Annotated in this window: 24 protein-coding genes; 16 read left to right on the plus strand and 8 right to left on the minus strand. The window is 51.5% G+C overall.

Features of this window, described 5'->3' with window-relative positions; genetic code table 11:
• Positions 1 to 137: 137 nt before the first annotated feature.
• On the minus strand, positions 138 to 2,012 hold the full coding sequence (gene pepF / locus K3T82_RS00865; protein ID WP_420799250.1) for an oligoendopeptidase F: 1,875 nt from the start codon (positions 2,010 to 2,012) through the stop codon (positions 138 to 140).
• 508 nt (positions 2,013 to 2,520) lie between these two features.
• On the opposite strand from pepF, the gene K3T82_RS00870 reads away from it, so the two are divergent.
• From K3T82_RS00870 to K3T82_RS48905, 4 genes are all read left to right on the plus strand, one after another.
• Positions 2,521 to 2,784: a metallophosphoesterase family protein gene (locus tag K3T82_RS00870; RefSeq protein ID WP_220191622.1), complete on the plus strand. Its 264-nt coding sequence runs from the start codon at positions 2,521 to 2,523 to the stop codon at positions 2,782 to 2,784.
• Positions 2,781 to 3,245: a metallophosphoesterase gene (locus tag K3T82_RS00875; RefSeq protein ID WP_220191623.1), complete on the plus strand. Its 465-nt coding sequence runs from the start codon at positions 2,781 to 2,783 to the stop codon at positions 3,243 to 3,245. The genes K3T82_RS00870 and K3T82_RS00875 overlap by 4 nt, the downstream gene beginning before the upstream one ends.
• A 218-nt stretch (positions 3,246 to 3,463) precedes the next feature.
• Positions 3,464 to 3,790, plus strand: coding sequence for a cupin domain-containing protein (locus tag K3T82_RS00880; RefSeq protein WP_220191624.1), 327 nt, complete (start codon positions 3,464 to 3,466; stop codon positions 3,788 to 3,790).
• A gap of 47 nt (positions 3,791 to 3,837) precedes the next feature.
• Complete coding sequence (locus K3T82_RS48905; RefSeq protein ID WP_268886606.1) at positions 3,838 to 3,960, plus strand: hypothetical protein; 123 nt, start codon at positions 3,838 to 3,840, stop codon at positions 3,958 to 3,960.
• 267 nt (positions 3,961 to 4,227) lie between these two features.
• Here the strand turns inward: K3T82_RS48905 and K3T82_RS00885 are convergent, their stop codons facing one another.
• Positions 4,228 to 4,920, minus strand: a complete 693-nt coding sequence (locus K3T82_RS00885) for a LysR family transcriptional regulator substrate-binding protein (protein ID WP_220195026.1) — start codon at positions 4,918 to 4,920, stop codon at positions 4,228 to 4,230.
• Positions 4,878 to 5,195: a LysR family transcriptional regulator gene (locus tag K3T82_RS00890; protein ID WP_220191625.1), complete on the minus strand. Its 318-nt coding sequence runs from the start codon at positions 5,193 to 5,195 to the stop codon at positions 4,878 to 4,880. Before K3T82_RS00890 ends, K3T82_RS00885 begins: the two co-directional genes overlap by 43 nt.
• A gap of 165 nt (positions 5,196 to 5,360) precedes the next feature.
• Here K3T82_RS00890 and K3T82_RS00895 point away from each other — a divergent pair, with 165 nt between their 5' ends.
• The gene (locus tag K3T82_RS00895; RefSeq protein WP_220191626.1) at positions 5,361 to 6,197 is read left to right on the plus strand and encodes an alpha/beta hydrolase family protein; all 837 of its coding nucleotides are present in this window, start codon (positions 5,361 to 5,363) and stop codon (positions 6,195 to 6,197) included.
• Here K3T82_RS00895 and K3T82_RS00900 read toward each other — a convergent pair.
• On the minus strand, positions 6,190 to 6,336 hold the full coding sequence (locus K3T82_RS00900; protein WP_220191627.1) for a hypothetical protein: 147 nt from the start codon (positions 6,334 to 6,336) through the stop codon (positions 6,190 to 6,192). The genes K3T82_RS00895 and K3T82_RS00900 overlap by 8 nt on opposite strands.
• Before the next feature lie 135 nt (positions 6,337 to 6,471).
• Between K3T82_RS00900 and K3T82_RS48910 the strand changes: the two genes are divergently transcribed.
• Both K3T82_RS48910 and K3T82_RS48915 read left to right on the plus strand, forming a co-directional pair.
• Entirely contained in the window at positions 6,472 to 7,290 is an 819-nt protein-coding gene (locus K3T82_RS48910) for a YbfB/YjiJ family MFS transporter (protein WP_220191628.1), read from the plus strand.
• Positions 7,291 to 7,384: 94 nt separating this feature from the next.
• Positions 7,385 to 7,813 carry a YbfB/YjiJ family MFS transporter gene (locus K3T82_RS48915; RefSeq protein WP_220191629.1) on the plus strand — a complete coding sequence of 143 codons (429 nt, stop codon included), beginning with the start codon at positions 7,385 to 7,387 and terminating at the stop codon, positions 7,811 to 7,813.
• A gap of 390 nt (positions 7,814 to 8,203) precedes the next feature.
• Here the strand turns inward: K3T82_RS48915 and K3T82_RS00915 are convergent, their stop codons facing one another.
• A complete protein-coding gene (locus K3T82_RS00915) occupies positions 8,204 to 8,641 on the minus strand; it encodes a nitroreductase family deazaflavin-dependent oxidoreductase (RefSeq protein WP_220191630.1) in 438 nt (145 codons plus the stop codon).
• A gap of 187 nt (positions 8,642 to 8,828) precedes the next feature.
• Here K3T82_RS00915 and K3T82_RS00920 point away from each other — a divergent pair, with 187 nt between their 5' ends.
• The 7 genes from K3T82_RS00920 (at position 8,829) to K3T82_RS00950 (ending at position 17,909) form a co-directional block, all read left to right on the plus strand.
• Positions 8,829 to 9,167, plus strand: coding sequence for a helix-turn-helix transcriptional regulator (locus K3T82_RS00920; protein WP_220191631.1), 339 nt, complete (start codon positions 8,829 to 8,831; stop codon positions 9,165 to 9,167).
• Positions 9,168 to 9,292: 125 nt separating this feature from the next.
• Positions 9,293 to 10,672, plus strand: a complete 1,380-nt coding sequence (locus tag K3T82_RS00925) for an MFS transporter (protein WP_220191632.1) — start codon at positions 9,293 to 9,295, stop codon at positions 10,670 to 10,672.
• A gap of 549 nt (positions 10,673 to 11,221) precedes the next feature.
• Positions 11,222 to 11,647 carry a PPOX class F420-dependent oxidoreductase gene (locus tag K3T82_RS00930; protein WP_220191633.1) on the plus strand — a complete coding sequence of 142 codons (426 nt, stop codon included), beginning with the start codon at positions 11,222 to 11,224 and terminating at the stop codon, positions 11,645 to 11,647.
• 180 nt (positions 11,648 to 11,827) lie between these two features.
• Positions 11,828 to 12,811, plus strand: a complete 984-nt coding sequence (locus K3T82_RS00935) for an aldo/keto reductase (RefSeq protein WP_220191634.1) — start codon at positions 11,828 to 11,830, stop codon at positions 12,809 to 12,811.
• A 362-nt stretch (positions 12,812 to 13,173) separates the two neighbouring features.
• Positions 13,174 to 13,773: an RNA polymerase sigma factor gene (locus K3T82_RS00940; RefSeq protein WP_220191635.1), complete on the plus strand. Its 600-nt coding sequence runs from the start codon at positions 13,174 to 13,176 to the stop codon at positions 13,771 to 13,773.
• Positions 13,766 to 14,935, plus strand: coding sequence for a hypothetical protein (locus tag K3T82_RS00945; RefSeq protein WP_220191636.1), 1,170 nt, complete (start codon positions 13,766 to 13,768; stop codon positions 14,933 to 14,935). Before K3T82_RS00940 ends, K3T82_RS00945 begins: the two co-directional genes overlap by 8 nt.
• Before the next feature lie 571 nt (positions 14,936 to 15,506).
• A complete protein-coding gene (locus K3T82_RS00950; protein ID WP_220191637.1) occupies positions 15,507 to 17,909 on the plus strand; it encodes a xanthine dehydrogenase family protein molybdopterin-binding subunit in 2,403 nt (800 codons plus the stop codon).
• A gap of 238 nt (positions 17,910 to 18,147) precedes the next feature.
• On the opposite strand, the gene K3T82_RS00955 is transcribed toward K3T82_RS00950, so the two are convergent.
• Positions 18,148 to 20,742 carry a glycoside hydrolase family 38 N-terminal domain-containing protein gene (locus tag K3T82_RS00955; RefSeq protein ID WP_220191638.1) on the minus strand — a complete coding sequence of 865 codons (2,595 nt, stop codon included), beginning with the start codon at positions 20,740 to 20,742 and terminating at the stop codon, positions 18,148 to 18,150.
• Between the two features lie 513 nt (positions 20,743 to 21,255).
• Complete coding sequence (locus K3T82_RS00960) at positions 21,256 to 22,143, minus strand: SDR family oxidoreductase (protein WP_220191639.1); 888 nt, start codon at positions 22,141 to 22,143, stop codon at positions 21,256 to 21,258.
• A 50-nt stretch (positions 22,144 to 22,193) separates the two neighbouring features.
• Here K3T82_RS00960 and K3T82_RS48920 point away from each other — a divergent pair, with 50 nt between their 5' ends.
• Positions 22,194 to 22,328 (plus strand): hypothetical protein, encoded by a 135-nt coding sequence (locus K3T82_RS48920; protein WP_268886607.1) that lies wholly within the window; start codon positions 22,194 to 22,196, stop codon positions 22,326 to 22,328.
• Positions 22,329 to 22,547: 219 nt separating this feature from the next.
• Complete coding sequence (locus tag K3T82_RS00965; protein ID WP_220191640.1) at positions 22,548 to 23,165, plus strand: TetR/AcrR family transcriptional regulator; 618 nt, start codon at positions 22,548 to 22,550, stop codon at positions 23,163 to 23,165.
• Between the two features lie 169 nt (positions 23,166 to 23,334).
• Here K3T82_RS00965 and K3T82_RS00970 read toward each other — a convergent pair whose 3' ends face one another.
• Positions 23,335 to 24,999: a LuxR C-terminal-related transcriptional regulator gene (locus K3T82_RS00970; protein ID WP_476630035.1), complete on the minus strand. Its 1,665-nt coding sequence runs from the start codon at positions 24,997 to 24,999 to the stop codon at positions 23,335 to 23,337.
• Between the last annotated feature and the right edge of the window lie 70 nt (positions 25,000 to 25,069).

The raw sequence follows: 25,069 nt of genomic DNA on the forward strand, positions 1-25,069 counted from the left end.
CTCATTGGTGTCTCCAATTTTCAGAGGTAGCAATACATGATTTCAGCTTCTGCTTCTGTCAACTCATCATTGGACAAAGCATCATCGCATGGTGAGTTGAAAGAAGCAGCGAACTCTGATGGTGAGTACGGAACGTGTTACTCCATAGCGCTCGTCAGTTGTTCAAGTCGCTCAACATAATCAGCCAGCACTGTAAAGGTGGCCTCGATTGGCTCAGGTGTACGCAGATCGACGCCTGCCTGCTGAAGTACATCCAGTGGATAAAGTGCATTGCCAGTGCGCAAAAATGCAAGGTAGCGTTCAACCGCTTGAGGCTGGGAGGCGAGTATTGAACGCGCCAGGGCGTTTGCAGCAGCAATACCTGTTGTGTACTGGAAGACATAGAAGTTCGCATATAAATGGCCAAAGGTTGCCCAGGTAATGCCATCACGTGCGGCATCCACTTCAACCTCACTGCCGTAGCCCTCTGCCAGGAAATCAGCAAAAAGACCATTGAGGATATCGGCGGTCAGAGCCTCGCCGCGCTCCACACGCTCATACATTTCCAACTCAAGTCGGGCCAAGAGGGGCATAATAAAGTAATAACGATGGAAATTGTTCATGGCCTCATCCAATAACCCAATCTGGAAATCTCGCTCAAGGCGTGTGCGCAACAGGTGCGCCCGTACCATTGCCTGGTGAAAGTTGGAAGCGGTCTCAGCCACAAACATCGAATAATCGCTGTATACAAGCGGCTGTGTCTGCCAGGTTAGATAAGAATGCATCGAGTGCCCAAGTTCGTGCGCCAGAGTGCTCATGCCTTTCAGAGAGTCATCATAGCTCATAAAGATAAAAGGATGTGTTCCTGGACTGCCAGAGGAGAATGCCCCAAGGCGTTTGCCTTGATTGGGATAGATATCCACCCAGCGTTCTTGCAGACACCCCCGGCGCAGAATCTGTATATACTCATCACCGAGTGGCTGAAGTCCTTCAGCAATTAAATCTACTGCCTGTGTATAAGGCAAAGCAGGCAATTGCGTGGTCAACGGCGAATAAAGATCGTAGGTATGGAGCGTTTTGTATCCCAACACACGCCGCCGCAGCGCCCAGTAGCGATGCCAGGTAGATAGATTCCGGCGAAAGGTATCAATCACATTGTGATACACCTCCACAGGGATATGGTCAACCGCGAGCCGCGCTTCCAAGGCAGAACGATAACCATGCGCACGCGCAAAAAAGATATTCTGCTTTATCTGGCCCTCCAGGTTATGAGCCAGGGTCTTTTTGAAGGCCAGATAGCCATCATGGTAATTTTCCCAGGCTGTGCGGCGCGTCTCCCGGTCCGTACTGGACCAAAGTGTGACAGTCGTCCCCTGAGCCACTGGATACTCCTCGCCAGTACTCGATGTTGCGGACTGAAAGCGGATCTCGGCGCCGGTCAGAGATCTCATCACACTATGGGTTGTCGTAAAAGGATCGTTAAGCGCGCCCAATAGCTCTTCAATCTCAGGCGAGCGTACATGGGCCTGCAATCGCAGAAGATCCTCTAAATAATGTGTATACGCAGCCAGGCGTGAATCTGAGTTAGCCCACTGCGAGAGCTTTTCTGCGCCATTCGCCAGAAGCTCTGGTTTGATAAAGGCCAGCGCCGCGCTCACCTGTCCATTGAGCGTCGCTGCTCTGCTGATCAGAGCCGTCGCCTCTTCATTGCTGGTATCAACGCTCGTCAAAAGCTCAGCATACATAGATAACTTCTGGGCGCGCGTGGTGACCTGAAAGTATGCATCTAGCACCTCAGCCATGATTGTGGGTTCATTCAGCTTTCCATGATACTTTTCAAAAGCAGGCAATTCCATTTGCACTTGCTGATATTCAGCTTCCCATGCCGCTGTATTGGGAAATACACTGGCAATATCCCAGGTATCCTCCTGACGTTGAGCGCTTCGTGGGGGAAGAATAATCTTTGGCATTTGGTCTGTTACCTTTCTGTTTGTAGAATTGACCCGATAAAAGATAGAGGCCTTCCGTAACATTCGTACGCGCTAAAGTACATGCATTTTGAACTTCTTTGGAATACGACACCAGAAGCTATTTTCTCACGAAGAGCCACGTCCAATGTGTTTCAATAACGCGTGAGTTGCGGCTATTTCATACAAAGAGGTCGAAATCAATCTCGAACAGGGACATTAACGACACGTGCGAAAAAAAGTCTCACCGCGTACTTCCTATTCCGACGCAACCGCGATGACCGCAATCTCAACCAGAACTCTTCTCAACCAAGCATTCGTACCTCTACCAGTGTACTGGCTGGATGAATGGAAGGAATCATATTGTAATCATGAGCTTCACGCGGAATGAGACGCAGGGACATACCCAACAAGGAGACATTCTCCCTGGCTACGTGAGTAAATCTAAGATATACTCATCTACTGGTAACTTTTTAAACAGGTGGTTCATTCCCTGAGAAAAATAACTTGCTCCTTTTAGAGCCTATCTGATGTATATGTTCCTCTCCGAAGGAACTTTCAAGAAAGGGATAACATGAACATCGCTATTTTTTCAGATTTGCATGGTCGATTGCTCCTTGCCTTTCAGCTTTGTCGACGGTGGCAGAGAGAGACGGGAGAAAATATCGACTTGATCTTACAGGCTGGCGACGTAGGAGCGTTTTCTGATGTGCAGAGGCTAGATAAAGCCACTCGCAGGTATGCTGAACAAGATCCAACGGAACTCGGATTTCTCGAACATTTCCGCCATTATGACTCTGCTGTAGACAAGGTGCTCGCCGGAACCACTTGCCCATGATTTTTGTACGAGGCAATCACGAAGATCATCTCTGGCTCGATGAACTGGAGCAGCAGAGCGAGGAGCCCATCATTCCTATTGATGCCTACAAACGTGTGTACCATTTGAAAACAGGTCAGCCCTGGATATTTCAGAAAGGGAACGAGCAGGTCACGATACTGGGTATTGGGCGGATTGCAGCCCCTACAGGAGAAGAGAACCTGCGACAAGGCAAGTATCTTCAGGAATATGAAGTAGAACGTCTCTATCAACTGCCACAACAACCTCTTAATATTCTGCTGACCCATGACGCTCGTCCCGATTTTGTGCTCTTGGAACGCGGGGTGAAAAGCAAAGGGAGTACTGGGATGGAAGAGATCAAAGACATTCTGGACAGTTATCGACCCCCATATCATTTTTTTGGACACTATGGAGGGCCGCCCAGGTGCGCACCGATAGCAATGGCAGAACGCTTTCAGTAAAATTGGCAGACCTCCATTGGGAACGCGGCACTTCGGTGCTTGAAAAAGGATCAATGGGGCTCTTACGCTGGCAAAATCAGGAACTCCATTCCTTTACAGTACTCGACGATCCCTGGTTGAAAACATATAACATCCACACATGGCGTTACCTCTAAATCAGTCAAGCTATTCAGGTCGATGTCCAGATCTACCAAGTCCCTCATATCGTCAAGGGGCCTATGGCTGAAGACGGTCTGCTCATCCCTAAGTGGAAGGATGAAGAGGCGACACCAGTGACAATTGTAGCGCCAGAGGAGCGTAAAGCGGTCATTCTCACTGGTGCACAAACAAAGAACATGATCTCCATGATTAGCTTTACCAATACACCAGGCAACTTCAATGCGTTACACTACCATACTCGTGAAGATGAGATCTGGCATATCATTGATGGCGAGTGGGAATTTCAGGTCAACGGAAAGGTCCATCGTGGGAAAGCAATGGGGGAGACACCGTGTTTGGGTCACGCTATCTCCCCCATTGCTTTCGAAATGCAGGAGATACAATAGGCCATCTGATCATCATTTATACGCCTGCTGGAAATGAACGGTTCTTCTTGCAACTCGATGAGTGGACAGAGCATGGTGTCGATATTACCTTTGAGAAGATCAAAACTCTAGCAGATAGTATGGGAAACTATCTGGTTCCACAAGAAGCCCATGGTGCCCAAGAGCAGTAAACACTCAGCAAGACGTACAGAGGATTCGTCCAGTTGCTTCTCCTATCATTCTTAACTGGGCAGATCCTCAGCTTCCTCACAAACCTCTCGTCATCTGTATACCAGGATTTGAGGCGAGCAAATCGCTCCCTGCTGACGCGAAGGCAAATAGGCTAACCCCAACCTTAGCCGCCAACAAAATTGGGGGTTGAAGACATGTATAACTATCGCGCTAATGGGTATTAACAGCGATAGTTATACATGTCTTCGTAAGGTACTGGGTCTCCTTCATAACGTTGAAGAGAAAGGCGATTCTTGTGGAAGACTGGCCTTTCCATGTTCCACCTCTTCGTCTTGCCGGGATAGAGGTATCTCTTCTTGGAGACGTGTTCGTAAAAGAGTCAAGAGAGTACCCAGAGCGCGGCCAGGGGAACGAATTTCTGGCAGAAAAACGAGGCCAATTGTCAGGCGCAGGTCTACACCATGAAGTTCTCGTATCACTGTTTGAGGAAGCGGTGGACTAGCTGCCGCACGTGGAATGATTGCAATTCCTAACCCTCCCTGAACCGCTCGTTTCAGCACTTCAATACTCCCCATTTCAATGCCTGAGAAAGGGTTGCTCCCTTGTGAGAGCAATGCGGTTTCAATCATTGCCCGATATGCACATCCTCGCTCGGTCAATAAGATCCGTTGCTCAAGAAGGTCTATAGAAGAAAGGTGGTCTCTGTTTGCTAACGGATGGGCTTCAGGAAGCAACACGGTCAGCGGCTCACTAAAGAGTGGTTCAAAGATTAATCCCATATGGGGATCAGGAGGAGTACAAATCCCCACATCTAAGGATCCTGCTGCAACCCTCTGGCTAATGACTTGTGTGCCACCAACCTCAAGCGTCAGGTGAAGCTTTGAGTGTGTTTGACAAAACTGCACCAGAAGAGGCGTTAAACGTAGGCTTGCTGTTGGTTCAATGGCTCCAATACGCAGATGTCCAGCCTCCCAGCGACGACGTCTTTCAGTGCCAGTTGCAAGGAGATCGCACGCTGCATGAGCGTGTCAGACTGTTCTTGTAATGCGCGCCCTGCTTCGGTCAATTGGACGTGTTTGCCCCGACGAACAAACAATTTCACCCCAAGTTCAGCTTCAAGTTGCTGCATATGGACCGTGATAGTTGATTGAGCATATTGTAACTTTTCTGCGGCTTGGACAAAGCTTCCCTCCTTCACGATGGCTTGAAAAGACTCCAGATGCCGTAATTCCATCCGCCTTCTCCTATTATCGATGAAAATGAATAGAATGTTCAAATAATTTATATTGACAAATATAACACATCGGATTACAGTGGAAAAGAAGTTTGGGAAGAACGGCATCCATACACCAATCTCCCAAAGCGTACTTAAAAAGATAGAAAAAAAGAGGTTGTATCTATGCTGGCTGATGTACTCTGTCACGATGTTTCTCCTCTCGATGAACAGTATCCTGCGACCCTCATTCCTCTCACGTTTAACAGTCATGGACAACAGCTTGTTGGGCGCATCCTGGTGGCGCAAGGAATAGGGCCACACCCTACCATCCTGCTCTTACATGGCTTTCCTGGAGACGAACAAAACGGTGATCTGGCTCATATCTTTCGACGGGCTGGCTGGAACGTGATGACCTTCCATTATCGGGGAGCCTGGGGCAGTCAAGGATCTTTCTCTTTTACGCATGTCTTTGAGGATATTCCCATTGCACTCGACCTGCTTCGGACACATGAGATGCGGGAGCAATGCAGGGTTGATCCTGAGAGGATTGTGCTCATCGGTCACAGCATGGGAGGCTTTGCCGCGCTGCTCACTGCAGCTAGTGACCCCTCTCTTCATGCTGTTGCCTCACTGGCAGGTTTTCATTTTGGCCCATTTGCCCAGCTCTTACGCCAGGATGCTTCGTTGCATACATCCATCGTCCGAGACTGGAAGACCTGTCTGCCAGCATTACGCGGTATTTCGGCTGAACAGCTCGTGCAAGAGGTCCTCGACCAAGCTGAACAATGGACCCTGGATCAGTGCCTCGATCAACTCTCTCAGCACCGTGTATTCCTGCTTGCAGGCAGCCGAGATACAGTTGCCCCTCCTGATCTTCATCATACGCCACTCGTGGCTGCCTTAGAACAATGCCCAGCACCTCGCATCCGTTCCGCCATTCTGCACACTGACCATGCCTTTTCTGATGCTCGCGTGACACTGGCACAACACCTGCTTTCCTGGCTTGATGAGATCAAATGAGAAGCACTTCCAACATATTCTTCGAGCGTTGTTCATGGGACACATGAGACATCAAGCATCTCACTGATGTTGTCTCGCGAGCGGCCTTCATCGTCCGCTCGCGAGACAAGTTCTCGTAGATCTGTTGAATGGACTTCATATTTTTCACCTACTCCTTGGCTCAATGCTTAAGTCTATTGCGCTAAAAGATGATTTGAGAACATGATGAAAGTGAGAAAACATGTACAATGGATTGGGCCGTCTTGGGAAAGCAAAACCCCACCAGAAAATATCCGTGCAGAGAACGAGTCCACTTATCTGGTGGGCGGCGTGTTCGTTCGCAGCTATTCTGGGGTTTTCACGGCTTTCTTATGGGCTTTTGTTGCCAGCATTGCGAACGGATCTGGGTGGCTCCTACAGTGCCTATGGCATACTCGGCACAATGAACTTTGTGGGCTACTTGTTTGGAACACTCACATTGCCTTTTCTACTAGCACAGGTATGGCAGCGTTTGGCTCTCAATTTGATTGCCTCATGCGCTATGAGTGTCACGCTGTTTGCATCAGGATGGAGCTTCACGCTCTGGCAACTAGGTGTGTGGCGGTTCTTGAATGGCTTTTTTGCTGCTTTCGCGACTGTTCTAACCCTCGCACTCACACTGGAATGCATTCCTGCTCAAAAGCGGGGAAAGGCATCAGGGCTTATCTGGGCTGGAGGAGCAATAGGGATTGTTCTCTCTGGCCTCATCGCTCCTTTTATTCTGAATGCAGGTAACACTGCTGGATGGCGCATCGTCTGGATGGGGATGGGGATGGTGGGCGTAGTCACTGCCATCGGTTTTGCTCGAACGCGGGCGACTTTCTCCTCTTTTTCAGCTTCGCCAGCATCTACCCAGGAATCGTCGAGCGCGAGGCTTTCGCCTCAACCGTTGTGGGTGATGCTTCGTCCACTCTTTCAGCCTCACCGACTGCTGTTTCTCACGCTCTCTTATTGCAGCTTTGGCTGTGGCTACATTATCTACTTTACCTTTTTCATTGCTTTACTCGAACAACAAGGCGTGTCCGTGCTGAATGCTGGCTTTGTTTGGGCGGGATTGGTCTTGCTGGTGCATTAAGTGGCTGGGTGTGGGGTAAGGTGATGGATCGTTGGCCGACAGGTTTTGCTCTCGCTCTCCCATTACTCCTGGGTGCCGGGGAGCGCTGTCCGTTTTGGGACGCAGTCAAGGATGGGAATACGTTGGAGCAATCCTCGTCGGGCTCTGTGCGTTCATTGCTCCGGCTCTCATGATTACAGCATTGCTCAAACGCGAGGTGACAGATGAAGTTTATGCAGCGAGTTTGAGTATGCTGACAGCTTTTTTTGCTATTGGCCAAATCGTTGGGCCATTGATCAGTAGCTTTATCGTTGAGAGCAACGGTCTCGTTGTGGGTACAGCGAGTAGCGCGCTTATCCTTGGAGTTGCTGCAGTCTGTGCCTGTGGACATGGTATCGTGCAGCAGCGAATACATAGGGCTCACGTACAGCTAGCCCAAAGAGAAGATGAGGGAATGACTTTATTGATCCACCAGGTAGCATTTGATTCAGAAAATATTCAGGGAGAAGAAAAAGGTGGAGACGAAGCCAGGGCAGAACCATAACCGCCTCCTCTTGGCGAATTTAGCTCATTTTGTGGCAAGGGGCGAAACCTTTCAAGTGTATGTTCAGATTGCTGCTGCTCCGGCCTCTTGTCCCACTTCAAACAGTTCCCTCGCCTGCTGGTCTAACACCAAGTACAAAATGTTTTGAGCGCACACCCAAGTAGATTGTGGATATCATCGAGGTATACGGCTCTCCACCACATACTGCTATCCCACGCTGTACACAAGGCCTAGCGATCCTAGCTCCTATGGAATAGCAAATCGTAGAGAGAGCTTATGAGGGAAGATAGATGCAAACAGATGTCTTGCTCCACAAACTCTCACCTGTTATAAAATCCCCCTCTGAGAGAGGGGATTCATGCGTCTACAACGAGCGCGAACCTCCTACATTTATCGTGAACCATCACGGCGGACAAGCTCCACAACCGGAATTTTTCTAGTCGTCTTCTTCTCGTAGTCGGCTGCGCCTGGGTGGGCCTGCACTTCTTTTGCATAGATGCGGTCACGCTCTCCACCTTCAATAAGCACTGCCATGGCTTCGAATTGCTCTGTGCCAAGCTCAACAGTTACCTGTGGATGAGCGACCAAATTGTGATACCAATCGGGGTTCGTCGGCGAGCCCCCCTTCGCAGCAAAGATAAATAAGCGCTCTCCATCCCAAAGACAGGTAAGTGGGTTGATGCGCCGTTGCCCACTTTTGGCGCCCGTGGTGGTTAGCAAGAGCAAAGGCACGCCCTCAAATGAGCCTCCGACCTTGCCTCCATTCGCGCGGAATTCCTCGATTATCTGCTGATTCCAATTGTTAAGGTGAAATTTTGGTTCTGCCATTAATGTTCCTCTTCTATACATTGTGCAATAGCAAGTGTCATTCTTCAACGCTTATCGCTACCAATAGCTAGCCAATGATGCGCTGTGACCTGAGGGTAATCCAACAATCCATCCAACAGGCCCTCCGCTCACTTATAGGATGGGTGATGGCATTTTTCTCGACTTGAAAGGGAGTATACTTATTCAAGTGGACTTGAAGTCAAGAGGAATTAATAATGGAAGTGCCCTTCACCACATTAATTTGAATAGCCAGTTGAAGCACATCCCGCTGAGGATCTCTCGCTCTCCGATCTCGCAGCAATCGTGTATTCGAGCCTCTGCCACTTCGCGCCTCTTCAAGAAGTCCGTCGGATTTACACCTCACCGCTATTTTATTCAACGGCGCATTGAGCGAGCAAAGCCGTTGTTTTTGACTACGAACTGGTCGCTCACCGCCATTGCCCACATGATTGGCTTTGTGCATGAAAGCCACCTGGACCGGCACTTCAAACGGCTCACTAGACTCACTCCCAAGCACTACCAGTAACCGCGCAAGAATCTGTTGTTCTCTCACAAGAATCTGGGTCAAGCTCTGCTCAATTCCTGTTACAGTACGAGCAGAAGCGCTTCTTCAAAATGAAGACAGTACATATCGAGAGGTTGCAATAAAGAATGCGGAAAGAGCAACAGATTACATCCACCCAAGAAGAGCATGGGACGCTTCAGGCCCTTGGGTTGACTGCCATTTGCTTCGGGTTTTTCATGGTTATTCTCGATACCTCCGTCGTCAATGTGGCACTTCCTGCTCTGCAACAGGACCTGCATGGCTCGCTTGAGGGCTTGCAGTGGGTCGTCAACGGCTATACCCTGATCTTTGCGAGCCTGCTGCTCAGTGCGGGCACGCTTGGGGACCAACTTGGACAGAAGCGCGCGTTTCTTATTGGGTATGTCTTGTTTACAGGAGCATCGCTCCTCTGTAGCCTTGCACCTTCGCTCCCTCTCTTGATAGCAGCGCGAATCATTCAAGGAGTGGGACCCGCACTGTTGGTTCCGAGTTCGCTCGCTTTGATCACTCACGGAATTCAGAACCCTGGGAAACGGGCCAGAGCAATTGGGATCTGGGCAGGAAGTTCAGGTATCGGGTTGGCTGGAGGCCCTGTCATCGGAGGACTGCTCGTCGACACATTAGGCTGGCGCAGCATCTTTCTGCTGAATGTTCCCTGTGGTCTTCTCGCACTCGCTCTCACCAGACGTTTCGTCAGCGAGACGCCACAGAGAACGACGCAGAAACGGGATCAGTGGGGACAAGGATGCATGATTGTCGCCCTCGCAACATTGACCTACGCGCTCATTGAGGGGCGAAGCCAGGGATGGACCTCGCCTCAGATCATCGGCCTGTTGCTGCTGTGCATTGGAGCATTTGGAGGCTTTTTGTTCATTGAAGCGAGACATGATACACCTCTGCTCCCCCTGCACTTCTTCTCATCTAGAGATATTCGTGTGCCACTCCTGGTTGGATGCATCCTCAACTTTGGCCTGTATGGTCTGCTATTTGTCCTTTCCCTGTTTTTTCAAGATATCTCTCATTACCCGGCAGCGCTGGCTGGTGTTGCGCTGCTGCCGATAACCTGTGCCACTGGAGGCATGGCAGTGATCTCAGGAAGGATCACTGCACGCCTGGACACACGCTGGCCATTGATTGGAGGGCTGACAGCAGGCTGTCTTGGAACGCTCTTGCTCTTATTGGGCGAAACCGGCAAAACGCTCCTCATCTTGATGGTTGGGGAAATCATTGTTGGCCTGGGCTGTGGTATGGTCGTCCCCGCTATGACGACAATTCTCCTGAATGCTGTACCCAAAAACCAGGTGGGTGTTGCTTCCGGGCTGCTAAACGCGAGCCGGCAACTGGGAGGGGTGCTTGGCGTTGCAATCATCGGCTCAATCCTCGGCTCTGTGAATGAGGGGAGCGCGTTTCTGACTGGCATGCCTGTTGCACTACTGCTGGTCGCGCTGCTTTTCCTACTGGGCAGCGTGCTAACCACCATCGCGTAACCCGCCGGGGCGGGAAAAGAGAACAGATCAACTCGGATAGTGCTAGGTATAGTCAATGGACCTGTCTGGCAGGCCAGTCGAGCTGGAAGGTCTTGTTCAGGCGCCTCAGAAACGCAAAGGGATCATTGACTTGTGTGGCAACCAGCAAAGAGGAATATTCTCATCACAGCAGCGCTTTTCCTAATGCGACTGGCTTTGGGTTAGGTTCTAACTCGCGAAAATAATAGAACGTTTTTATCGAAACGTTCGGGGCTTCTGCCCTTGATGCTTTCAAACAACATCCTTTCTTCTCGCGAGTGCAGCGCAAGAATCTGCTGCAACCAAGCAAGAATAGAGGCGACTGTCAAAACCATCTGAGGTACTCTGAGGGCAAGAGAAATCTGAACATCCATCACTGGATGGCGTCTTTGAAGTTGGAACGTAGGAGCACGATGTAGGGATGCAGGATATGAATGATTGATAGGCCACTGCAATACCAAATAGCAAGATATTTTCTGCTCAGATGATTTTACCACCACCTGGGCATCTTAGTGAAAACGGAGAAAAACCATGAGTGTTATTCCAGAGAAAGAGATAAAGATCCTCAACTCTACCAGCCTGGCCCACATCGCAACCATTGGGCCTCATCACGAGCCACAGTCTACCCCGGTCTGGTTTGACTGGGATGGCACCTATGTGCGTTTCAGTCAGACAAAGGCGCGCCAGAAATATCGCAACCTGAAACGTGATCCACATATCGCGCTGTCTATCACCGACCCTACGAATCTTTATCATTATTTAGAGATTCGTGGCAAGGTGGTGCGCATCGAGGAAGATCCGCAGAGAACGTTCATCGACTCCCTGGCAAAGAAATACCTGGGTGTCGATCACTATCCCTACAACCAACCTGGAGACGAGTACGTGATCTTCTACATCCAATCAGAACACACAACCTCCATGGACATTCAGCCAGAACGCGCCACTTCCACGGACTAGCGAACACGAGCAAGCAGAAGCCCTTCTTCCAAAGAGAAGAAGGCACTCAGAAGATCAAGAGGCTGCAAAAAAAGAGCGCATGGCTTCATCAGCCATAAGATGATCTGGCATCCTATGAGTCTCCGCGTAAGCGGCATGTGAACGAAGAGAAAGATCAAGATTGGAAGGAAAAGAAGAAGCATGCAAACACGTGTCCTTGGCAAAACAAAACTGATGGTCTCGGAACTGGGATTTGGCTGTATGGGTTTGTCAGGCTTTTATGGAACGCCCCTTGGCGAAGAGGAAGCGGTACGGGTGATCCACAGGGCCATTGATCTGGGCGTCACCTTTTTCGATACTGCTGAGGCATATGGACCCTTTACAAATGAGAAACTGGTAGGCCGCGCCTTAAAGGGGCGACGCGACTCGGTGGTGATTGCAACCAAGTTCGGCTGGGAGTGGCTCTCGAATGGCAAGCGCCAACCAAATAGCCGTCCCGATCACATTTTCAAAGTCATTGATGAGTCTTTGCAGCGTCTAGATACGGATTATATCGATCTGTTCTATCAGCATCGGCTTGACCCACAGGTGCCAATCGAAGAGACGGTTGGTGCGCTCGCAGAGTTGGTCAAGCAGGGCAAGATCCGTCATATTGGTCTCTCTGAAGTGGGACCGCAGACGATTCGCCGTGCCCACTCGGTCCATCCTATCACGGCCTTGCAAACCGAGTACTCGTTGTGGGAGCGCGGGCCAGAGGCCGAAATCCTGCCAACCGTACGCGAGTTGGGGATTGGTTTTGTGGCCTACAGTCCGCTGGGGCGGGGTTTCTTGACTGGTGATATCAAAAATGCCCAGGACCTGGCGGCGAACGACTTCCGCCATACCGACCCTCGTTTCCAGGGAGAGAACTTTGCCAGGAATACCGAACTGGTTGAGCGGGTCAAGCACCTGGCCAGCCAGAAGAACGTGACCGCCGGACAGATTGCTCTGGCCTGGCTCCTACACGAAGGCAACGACATTGTTCCTATTCCCGGAACCAAGCGTCTACGCTATCTGGAAGAGAATATCGCCGCCTCGCGCATCATCTTGAGCGCGGAAGAAATCGCTCAATTGGAAGCTAGTGTTGGGCAGGCTGCCGGAGAGCGCAAGAGTAAAGCAGACCTGAGTTTCATCTCCCGCGAGTAGCCAGGCCAGCCAGGATCTCCCATTACTTTCAAGGGAGGTGCTCGTCCTGGCGGAACCTCCGTCTCCTTAAGAAAAACAGATGAGGAATGAGCGTCACAGCACACTCGATCCTCATCTGTTTTCCTCATCTCTTCTTAAGAGACATCCCCCCTCGCCTTTGGCACAGAATAACTCGATGAGGCATGGTGATAACTCAATTCCTCCGCCCCCCCTATGAATCTGTACTATCTCAAACATTTTCTGTCCCGCTTTTGCTCTGACCGTGTTATTAAGAGTGAACATCGATGTTACACGCATTTCTACAAAGACAGCACCAGGTAGATGGCAACAATATACACATAAATACGTAATAGGGAGATTGTATGGAAATAACACACGCAGCTCCGGTCTTCCACACCAAAGCAACTGAGTGGGGAAATGAGCCAGTTGAAGCTGAAGCTGCTTGTATTGAAGCAGCTAAAAGCAATCCAGCTGCATTTGAGCCACTTTACAATCGCTATCGGGAGCGGATCTATCACTATCTACATACACGTGTCAATAATGATGAAGATGCTGCTGATCTCACACAGCAAGTTTTCCTCATGGCAATAGATGCACTCCCACGATATAAGCAACGTGGCATTCCTTTTATTGCCTGGCTCTTCCGTATTGCCCATCATACAGCGGTAAATGCCGCCCGGCGATATAAAAGCAGTGTTTCCTGGGACGCTCTGCCTGAAATATTCCACCCGGTCAGCCCACAGAGTCCTGAAGATTTAGCACTCAAGCAAGAAACATTAGCACATCTTAAATCGCTCATCGCCTCATTGTCGCCCGATAAACGTGAGTTGCTCGCTCTACGCTTCGCTGCCGGTCTGAGCGCACCACAGATTGCCGCCATTGTTGGCAAGAAACCAGAAACGGTCAAAAAACAGATCACGCGCCTCATCACTCTTTTGAAGGAGCAGAATCAACATGAGTAAGCATTCACCACAAGCGGATGGGCTCACAGTACAACACTATGAGCAGGCTCTGGAGGATCTGTACACCCAGGCTGAGATCCCATCGACACTGACCTGGAACGATGTACAGGCTCGCAATACACAGAACACACTCCAGGGCAAACGCAATACCGGTCAACCGACCTGGCTCCCTAATTCCTCATTCAGAGGGAGACGCATCGCCGTCATTATCGCCGCGGTGCTCCTGCTCACGATCATTAGTGGAACTGCCTATGCCTCCGGTGTACTCGACCAGGTCATTTCGGCCATGATACAGCCTGGGTATGTGCAAAACGGCAACCCGCTGAAACCAGAGATGTATACCACCTTGAATCTCACCAGTCAGGATGGCGAGTTGACAGGCAAACTAGAAACCGCCTATGCTGACCCGAATGAGCTGATCCTGGGTCTTTCAGCCAAACATTCCAAGATCCCATCAGCCGGGAAAGGAGGAGAGTGGGATCTGTATGCGGGAAAAGTCACCACGTCTGATGGACTCCTCTTACCACCAATGGGTGATGCCACCACCAATGGCGGAGGTGAGGATGGAGTAACCCTGGAAATAGGAAAAACACGCACACATGTTGATCCTAATACCTCATCAATAGTAGCAATCTTTGATACTTCCCAAATTCAGGGCAACCCTACCTCACTGCACATTCATGCCGAGTTTGTCTACTATTGCATTGGCGTGAATGGTGCCCAATGCGCACCAGAGGCACGTGCTCATGATATCACCCATCCTTACAAACTCACCTATGATGTGACGGTTCCGTTCCATGCGGGCAAAATCGTGAATGTCAACAAAACTGTCACAAGCGATGGCAAAGCAGTAACGCTCGAACGCGTGATCATCGCACCGTCAGGAACACGTCTCTTCATTCATGGACTCAGCTACTTCAAGATGCCATCACGCAATGACAAATCTGGCTCCGATGAAACACAATTAAGCACCGGAGACCAGATCTATCACAAACTCGTCCTGTACGGCACGGGACAGGATATAACAAATCCGCAGGACCCACATTATCTGGGCACATACATCTACGTTCCAAGGACAAGTGTCGGCAATGATCACAATTGGACGCTACACATTCTCAATCCCCAGGGTGGCGCTGGCTGGACCTTTACTTTCAATGTCTAGTTAGTGAAGCCCAATAACAAGATTCTGATGGTTTCCTCAAAGCTGCTTCCGGTGAACAGTCTTATCGGAGGCGGCTTCTCTTATGTATGGGCACGAACAGCACTATTACTCATGGCAATCGGCTTTCGTATGTATGAAGTTACAATAACCCCATCTCGTCAATACAAACAATCCCTCACTGGAAGAAATGCTGTAAAACGATGTAGTGTTTGGGACCTAAAACGCTCTAGTTCTTCAAATGGGGATGGAAAAGCAATTGTCGAACAGATCATGAATCACTCATAAGGGCGCTGTGGTCAGCCCTGGACATATCCTGTACACAGACTCAAATGCGCTCATTTCTTCAGAAAGTAGAAGAAGCGATGCATCAACAGCGTATGATCGGTGATGTCCACATCTAGAATGTGGTATTGTTGGTGGTAGTTATGTTCATACGCTTGGCTGTGGTACTGATGGACCTTGTCTACAGCTTGCTCTATCTGCTTGGCAGTATCAGCTGTATTGGCACGACATTGGTCGTTTTTCAGCAATAGTCGCAGGGGCACCTGCGATGAAAGGCGATAAAAATTGTATGAATAAGCAAGTTAGACAGCGGCAGCCCGCTCTGCTGGCCGGTAGTGAAAAAAGGCAAGAAGATCTAGGGCTGATTACCGGAAAGGCCAGATTTGTTGATGATATCAGGCTGGCGGAAGAACGACCGGCTGTGCTATCTATGGTGGTGGTACGCAGTATTTTCGCGCACGCGCGCCTTGAGAAGATCGAAGTCGAGGCCGCGCGTGCATTGCCTGGCGTCGTCGATGTGATCACCGGTCAGGATTTGGTTGGTAAACTCAAACCACTGGAGAGCACAGGGATTCCAGAAATGAAGCAAGCGCCCCGCCCGCTGCTAGCCAGCAAGAAGGTGCGCTATATAGGCGACCCGGTTGCAGTGATTCTGGCAGAGAATCGCTATGTGGCGGAAGATGCACGCGATCTGCTGGATATTGAATATACGCCTCTGGAGGCCGTGGTAGATCCGGAAGAGGCCGTGCTACCGGGAACGCCGCTCCTCTACGAGGAGTTGGGAACAAATATCGTCCTGACGCTCTCAAAGAAGTCTGGGAACGTTGATAAAGTCTTCGCAAATGCAGAGTTCACCACGCACCTGCGCCTGGTGAATCAACGCCTCGCGCCCAGTTCGCTGGAGAATCGGGCTTGCTTATTCGACTATGATGCACAGACTGGCGAATTTTACGCCTGGGTTTCATCTCAGGGGCTCTTTCGCCTGAAAGGTGTCCTGGCCAGCGCCCTGGATCTTTCGCCGGAACGTGTTCATGTGCGTAACGCGGCCGTAGGTGGGGCCTTTGGTGCCAAGAACACGCTGCTTGGAGAGGAACTTCTCGCTGCCTGGCTGGCCTTGAAACATGAGTGCCCTATAAAATGGATCGAGGAACGCAGCGAGAATTTGCAGGCTCAGAGCCAGGGGCGCGGGCAGATAAATAATCTAGAGGTGGCTTTCCAGAGTGATGGTACGCTACTGGGGTTTAAAGTCCATACGCTAGGTGACCTGGGCGCATTCGCCAGCGGGATTGGAGCCATGCTTCCTGCGATCAGCACAAACATGCTGATTGGTCCTTACCGGGTTGCGGCGGTTGAGAGTAATGTCGAGAGCGTTTACACGAACAAGCCACCCACCGGGGCCTATCGTGGTGCCGGTCGACCAGAGGCCACCTATATGCTAGAGCGCGCTATGGATCAGATTGCGCGCGAGTTAGGCATGGACCCAGCGGAAGTGCGGCGCAAGAATTTTATCGATCCCGGCGCATTCCCCTATCAAGCAGTCACCGGCCTGCTCTATGACAGCGGCAACTACCCAGCGCTACTTGACAGGTTGCTGGAATTGGGCGAGTATCTGACCTGGCGTGAGAAGCAGCGAGAGCAGCGCACACATGGTGGCAACCGTCTGCTTGGCCTGGGCCTTTCGACTTTTACCGAGATATCAGGCGGCGAGATGTCTGGCCCACCAGGAAGCCCCAAAGAAGCGGCGATTGTGCGTGTGCGGCGCGATGGCACGATTCTCGCGCAAAGCGGCGTCGCACATAACGGACAAGGCCACTTTACGCTCTTCGCCCGCATTACAGCCGGAGTCTTCAGTGTACCAATCGAGCAGGTTGAGGTCGAGATGAACAACGCTGATTTACCGGTTTACGGCATTGGCACCTTTGGCAGTCGGACCACGCAGGTCGCAGCATCGGTCGTGCTGTTAGCAGCTGAGGCAGCGCGTGAAAAAACACTGCATGCCGCCGCGCATATCATGGAGGTCGCGCCAGCCGATCTGGAACTGGCAGATGGCAGAGTCGCCGTGCGCGGCGTGCCAGGGCGCGCGCTTGCATTGAGTGATCTGGCGCGGTTGGTGGAAGAGCGCCCGGAGTTGCTCGTTGAAGAAACGAGCGAGGATGAGCAGAGGCGCGGCGTCACTGGCCTGGCTGCCTGGAGAGATTTTAGCCCCATGGGAGCCGCCTGGTCATCTGGGGCACACCTGGCTGTCGTCGAGGTCGATAGCGAAACTGGCAACATTGAAATTCTGCGCTATATCGCTGTAGACGATTGTGGGCGTGTGCTCAACCCCGAACTGGCTGAAGCCCAACTTCACGGTGCGCTAGCTCAGGGCATCGGGCAGGCTCTTTTTGAAGAGATGGTTTATGACCAGGATGGACAACTTCTCACTGGTACGCTGATGGACTATGCCCTGCCCCTGGCCAAAGAGTTACCCGCTTATACCAGTGACTTCGTTGAAGTCCCCTCACCTACCAATCCTCTAGGTGTCAAAGGAGTTGGCGAATCTGGTACCATCGGCGCGCCACCCACGGTTGTCAACGCCGTCCTCGACGCTCTGACACCCCTGGGTGTTGACACAATTGATATGCCGCTTACACGTGAGAAGGTTTGGAGGGCTATTCAGGAGACCGGTAGCGCTCTTGCGCACCTAAAATGAGACGTTGCACTTGCACATCCCATTTTAGGCGCGTAGAGGAGGAAGTGGCATGACTCCCGGTCCTGGGCCGATTCGGCGGTCTAGGTGTGCGACTTCCTCTGTAAATAGCCATTCTCAATCTCATGGATGTTTGCATGAGATTCACCCGTTTTGATCCAGCCGAAAAACGTGGAAAGGGAAGCTGAATTGCGAGGTACCTCGCCTGTCTGTCCGCCCTGGCGCGTTGACCGGGCGCAACCTACATGAGAATAACGCGCAGGTGTTGTGTCTGGCGTGCGCTCAGCCGTAAGGGCAGCGCCTCCTCAGGTGTAGTATGCAACTCTTCCTTATTGTCCTCCAACGCATCTGTCCTCCAGGCCTGCTGAATCGAGGCTATGGGAAAGTTGATGCGTACATCGGCGCTTGCATGACCAGGATTGTGCAGACGCAGGAGTATCCCGTTCCCGTTCTCAGCAGGTTTCACATCAAACAGCACCACCTCCGCACCCTCCACGCGTATCCACTGGCCGGCTTCCTGCGCCTCGCAGTTAATCACAGGCGCCACGACGACCGCATTGGCGGCGCGCATGCCCGCTGCCTGCGCCTGGGCTGGCGTAAAACGCTGGAAGGTCGAGAGATTGTACGTAAAAGAGACGATGCCGGGCTGAGCTGCACGGAAATTTGTATCCCAATAATTGTTCATCGGCCAAGCCAGCAGCAGCGGGTGAGGATTACGCGCAATGGTATTCTGCTCTTTCCCAAAATTGAAATCGCCAACCTGGACCATTGGGGCGTCAGGGCAGGCCAGCGCTACACCACGGTCCTCATCGTATACGCAGACGCACCTGTCCACTGTTACCCAATCGCGGCACACTCCCGGCAATTGCTCTTGATCCAGTTCCACCCACTGGGCCGCCGAATCAAAGTGGCAACGCCACGCTTGCAGGTTCAGCGGCAACGTAAAATAGATCCCCTCCGGTGACGTAATAGCCTGTTTGTGCACAATAGCTGTCATTTCAACATCTGGGCGGTAACTAAAAAAGGTGAATCGCTGCTCCAATGCATCCACACCTGGAGCCTCCCACTGCATGATGAGGGTAACGCAGTGCTCGCGCCGCTCTACCCAACAGCGCAGCAGGCGTGTACAGGATTGACGCCGTGCGTGCCAGTTATGATTCCAGACACTGATGCTATTGTTGCCTTTTTCTACATCTCTGGGGAAAATTGTCCTTCTCTCCTCTACATGAAAAAGTGGATCAACCGTCTCGCGCACATATTGAAAAAGTGTCCAGGGGCTGGTATCGTCGAGTACCTGCCAGTCCAGCTTTTTGTCATACAGGCCGGTGATACGACCCGTGATCTGATCAAATGTGCAAATGTGGAAAGGCGTCTCGATGCGCCCCTCGCTCACGATGATCTCAGGCGAGGGTGCAGATGCCTGCAACGTCTTGAGGGGGATTTTACGCCAGCTAAACGGCGGCAGATCGATAAGCCCATAGCTGGGGCCAGTCTCAACGCATAGCTCGCTCCCCAGTACATCCTGGCCCATTCTATGCGCCACAAGATGCCTACCCTTCTGAGTGAAAGATTCCGGAATGTGCAGGTCATGCGTACCTGGGAAAGGGGTTGGATTCACCAGCAATAGGCCCTCTGGCTCCTCCGATTGCAGCGGATTGTTGTTCAGATGCTCCAGCTTTGTTGCATAGAGATACCCTGTGAGGCTATGGGCTGCATAGGCGTAATGGGCTTTATGCATCCATTGGACCGTCGCGTTAAAGCTCTGTGGTTCCGTCACCGAATTGTATGCTCCCCATGTATGCTCATCATACAAGTGGATCTGCTCCCAGGCCTGCGCTTTCATAGCTAAGAAGTGCCGGTCACACTCAGGTTGGAAAGCGTCCAGTAACTCGACGACCTTCATCCCCTGCTTCGTCCTGCGGCTCATCTTCGTTTCCAGCGCGGAACTAGCCGCGCCAAAGTTCCAGTAATCGGTCCAGTCGCCAGCGTGCGTGGTGAGCCGATGCGTCTGCGCCTTTACCCTGGCATACAACTGCTCAGGAGTCACAAATGAGATCGTCTGCTCGCGCCCTTCCGCATTCCAGCGACGCAGTAAGGATGCCAGTTCGGGATCAGGCGGATTGTTGTCGTAGAGGGGAGGATTGGTCGCCGTTAAATAGATGAAGTCAAACGGGTAGTCTGGCATCGCCTCGATCTTTTGCAGATATTTGTCCAGCCCGGCGGCCATGATCGCTGTATCATTAGACGCAGGATGACAGATCTGGCTGAAGAGAGAATAGTGCTCACCGTGGAAGGTAAGCAGGCTGCGGCCATCAGGAACGCGCCAGTGGAAGGCGAGCGGGCGCGTCAAGGGTATGCCGCCAAAATGGATATTGATGCCCATAATAAAGAATTCGATGCCAGCATCTAAGAGCAACTGACCATACGACCAGGGCTGACCGTTGACATCGTGATGGATCGCTGTCCTGAAATCGAGGCCAAAGCGCTCACGTAACTGCCGGACCGGGTAGAGCGTTCGGGCTGCTTCCTCGGCGCTGCACAGGGGCGTGATATGCATCAAAGAGGCCGAGATGCTGAGTTGTCCGTTGTGCAAATAGCGAGAGAAGCGGGCGATTTGCTGCTCACTCGCCTCCTCAAGCCATTTCAACACAACGAAGGAGGCCTCGCAGGTCCAACGAAAGCGAGAGTTTGCGGGCCAGTCCTCCGTGCGTTCGCACAGGTCTAGCGCCTGGTCGATATAGCGTTTTTGCAATTCCAGAATAATTGGTTGAGGATGGGTATAGCCTACGTCCAAGTGGCTGTGGTGCAGAACGAGCACCTCTTTAATTTTTGACATCTATAGCTCCAGAGTTGCCTGGCGAAAGAGAGCCTGTGATTAAGCATCATTGCCACTTCAATAGTAGCAGGTATTTCGCCTACTGCAGTACCTGCATGATTGCATCCAAACATCCACTGCACAAAGTGCTTCTGTAGCTTTGGCCTAGCCCCACCTCTGATGGGATAAGCATATCAATATCTACGAGCCGTCAATGATGCAAGCCAACAGGCATTCCTTCACTTGATGATATTTGGGTATCAAGGTAGATGGTACTCCCGTAACTGGAGCACCTGTTCACATACCCTCGCAATAGATCTTCGTCGCCGTTTTCTTTGCATTGACAAGTAGTGTACCACGGTCATGCTTAGCTTGTTATAACAAGCTAAGCATGACGTTATTATGGCTTTTTTCTAGAGCATTTGTCAAGCCCGCTGAAGAAGAGAAAGGCTACCTTCTCTGTCTCCCCTCTCTTTGTGGAAAGCCTCTTCGCTGGTTGGCAAAAACACACATTCCTCAGAGCAGGGGGGATTATCAGGGCATCGACTCGCCACGAAACACAGCAGCAGTCCGATGTACGAACTCAGCAAATGTTGTCGGGTGAACACCGAAAGTCTCGTGCGTCCCAAGGTCCACCTTCGATTCGGCATTCCCCCTACGCCGATCGCTCCATAATTCGACGAACCCGTCAGCACGCTCCGGTGGAGCCCCCACAGCCAACATCGCTCGCCGGTATTCCTCCAGAGTGATGTTGACATACTCGACGGTCCTACCAGTTACCTGTGAGATCTGCTTAGCGACTTCCGCCATCGTCAGCGCTTCTGGGCCTGTTATCTCATAGCTCTTGCCCTCATGCCCTTCACTGTGGAGCAGCGCAAAGGCAATTTTCGCGATATCCTCAATATCAACGGGGGCAAGCCGAGCGTTCTCCATAGGGAGAGAGAGCATGTTGGCAGTGAGATTCATCGCTGTCGCTCCCGGGAAGTAAAATTGCATGAATTGGCTGGGGCGCAGATGCGTCCATGCGAGCCCTGACCCTTCAAGATACTGCTCGACTTCATTGTGTAGCCGCACAGTGCGGAAAGGCTTTATATTGGAACCAACACCTGCCCCCCTCCCGGAGAGTTTGACAATGTGGCGAACCCCTGCTTTTCTGGCAGAATCAATGAATGTGCACTGTGTTTCTAGCATCCGCTCACCAGCGGAAGAGATCATCAACACACGGTCTACATTGTCCAGCGCGGCTCCCAGAGTTTCAGGTTGAAGCATATTTCCTTCTACAACCTCTACAGTGGGAAATGCCTCGATTGCACGCACCTTCGCGCTGTTCCTGACGAGCGCCCGAACCTGCGCATTCTGCCGAGCGAACTCACGGATGATAAGAGATCCGCTCACCCCAGTCGCTCCTGTCACGAGAATCATAGAAATCGTCCTTTCTCAATTTACTCACATACGAATGCTATGAGGGGCGCATGTTGCCCCAAAATCGCAAAGACTATATGACAATTCATGCTGCTGCATTCTATGTGCTCCCACCTGCCTTCGATGTGGTGAATTTCTACCAGGGCCGCTTTGTCTCACTCCGGATCAGGCGACGTCATCCCTAAAACCCATGCAGCATGCGACAAGTCTTTAAGCATTTTTCACTCAGAGAGTGACGTCATCCTCCTTATCTGGTAGACAAAGCGAATGTGTCGCGCTATACTACTCTAAGCGAGCAAATACTTGTGTTCTAAAAATTATACGAGCAAAAACTCGCATTGTCAAGAGAAAAATGAGAAATACCTGCCATCCCGCACGCTCTGGAAGGTTGTTTTGGAGGACATATGGATCAGCAGAAGGAGACCCAGCCCATTCAGCGAAGGTCACGAGGAGTACAGCGTATCGTTTCTATTCTCGATGCCGCTGAAACCGTCTTTACGGAAATGGGATATGATGAGGCAACGACCAATCATATTGCGGCCAGAGCCAAGATCTCCCCCGGCTCTTTGTATCAATTCTTTTCCAATAAGGAGGAGATTGTCCAGGCGCTGGCTGCTCGGTACACAGAGGAACTCCAGGAAATCTATAATTCTGTATTTTCCATTGAAGCCACAGCTCTTCCCCTTCCTCAGTGGCTTGATCAGATTTTTGACAGGCTGGTTGCATTTCATCTTGCTCATCCAGCTTTTTTATTACTTTTTTCTCGAAGCACGGCAATTGCCCAATACGCATCTTCCACTCATGCATTGCAAAAAGAGGTACAGACACGCTTTGAGGCTGGCTTTCAGAGACGCGCACCCAGCCTCGATGCGACGCAACGTATCTTATGTGCCACGATGAGCGTCCAACTCTTCAAAACGATCCTCCCACTGCTCCTGCAGGCTGAGGAGGCTGAGCGAAGACTCCTCATGCGCGAACTGAAAACGATGTTGTGCAGCTACCTTGAAAACCGGCTCAAGTGATATTTGACTCTGGTGGCAGGATCTTCCGAAATACAAATGGCCAGATCGGCACACAGCAAAAGTTCTTGTTCATGAGCCTTCCCCCTTCGCTTGGTCTTGCTTTTCTTTTCAGCACGCCAACAGTTGTGTATAAGTGATGGAGTTTGAGCGCAGAGAGCCTTTAGTCTCCTTAGGAAAGGAGGCCGAGGTCCCGTGCTCGTGCAACCGCCTGTGTGCGATTGGTGGCTTCGAGTTTGCTGAGGAGATGTGAAATATGATGCTTGACGGTACCAGGCACAACAATCAATGTATCCGCAATCGCCTTGTTCGAGGCACCACGTGCGAGCAAGCGGAGCACCTCCTGTTCACGTGCGGTCAAGGGGTCCAACAACGCTTGTGGGCTCAGGGATAGCTCTTTTTTTCGATCAGTTGGCTGGGGTATCGGCTGCTGATTGAACGCAGCCAAAAGCGTCTCCAGATAGGGGAGATTCTCCATTTCGGAGTTCTGTTGCCAGAGTTGGTAGAGCAAGTCAGCAATGAGGTGCCCTTCATCTACAAAGCAACGGATGTAGCCTTCTGGAGCACCTAGACGCACAGACTGCGAAAGCAGAGACATCGCATCTTGATGTTGCTCCCGCATTTGATACGCCTGCACTTGCAAGAGCAACATTTCCACCACATGATACCACCGCTGAGTGGCTGTTGCTCGTTTCATCAGGAGTGTGAGCAGGTTCAAGGCAGGCTCTGGTTGGGATTCGGCAAGCAGCAGACGGGCAAACGCAACGCTTTGCCGCTCTCGCGCCAGTGGAGAAACCAGCGGTTCTTTCCACTGCAAATCGCTCACCCAGCGTCGCGCCTGTTCCAGATCGCCACATGCGAGCCAGAACCGCATCTGATCGACGCAGCTCCAAAGCGCTATACGATAGGGCGACGGCATCATTCTCCAGGCGTATTCCAGCTGCTGAGAGGCTCTTCCGGCTTCCTCTAACTTCCCTTGCGAGAGAACAATCCGTAACAACAGGGTATAAGCGAGGGGTAAAAAGGCCAGTATTTCAGTCTGTTCGCCCATCTGGATCGCCTGTTCAGCGAGGTGTTGGGCTTCCTCCAACCGGTTCCACTCGTGCAAGATCTTGGCTTGAAAGGCATAGGGCCAACATAAATGAACTGATTGGTGTCCCTTACGGGTTTGAAGCGTGTGGATTGTTTCTTCGCTATATTGCCATGCCTGACGCAGTTTGCCTGCTATCGTCATAAGCACTGTTGTCTCGAACAAATAGATACTTTCAAACTCACGATCCCCTTCCGCTTTGATTCGGCTCAAGTTCGCCAGTACCTGCTGCAGAGCACGCTCAAGATATCCTTGAGTGGCGTTCGCCCGGGCCTGATGAATCGTCACATAGACCCGAGCAGCCCATTGCTTCTCCTCAAGATGGGTCAAAGCCTCCTGGCAGAAAGCCCGTGTTGCTCCTGCATCCCCATAATATAATCCGGCAATCTTGGCCTGCAATGTGGCGATTTCCCCCAAGAGATGGAGCGGTGCCTCCGGTTCGTATACATCTCGCGTCAGAAGGCTCTGTTCTTCACGCTGATGGGTTCGTATCCAGGCACGTCTGGCATCATTCACCCAGCTTTCAGTCACATCCGGAGGAGCAACCCAAAACAGACTATGAGCCTTGGCCAGGCACAAACGGGGTCGCTCACGCACGACCTCGCGGGGAAGTTGCTCCATCCAGAACAGTTGCACTTCATCCTGGAACCGGCTCCGGATGCACTTACTGCGGATCTGTTCCAGAAGCCACGCCGCCCAGGGCCATTCGTGCGCTTGCAGCGCATGCTGGATTGCTTCGCTGTGCATCTGCTGCGCCGCATACCACTGACTGGCCCGCAGATGCAGAAGTGGTATCTCTGCGGGAGCCGTCTGCTCT

Source organism: Ktedonospora formicarum (assembly GCF_016587355.1).
Taxonomy (GTDB): Bacteria; Chloroflexota; Ktedonobacteria; order Ktedonobacterales; family Ktedonobacteraceae; genus Ktedonobacter; species Ktedonobacter formicarum.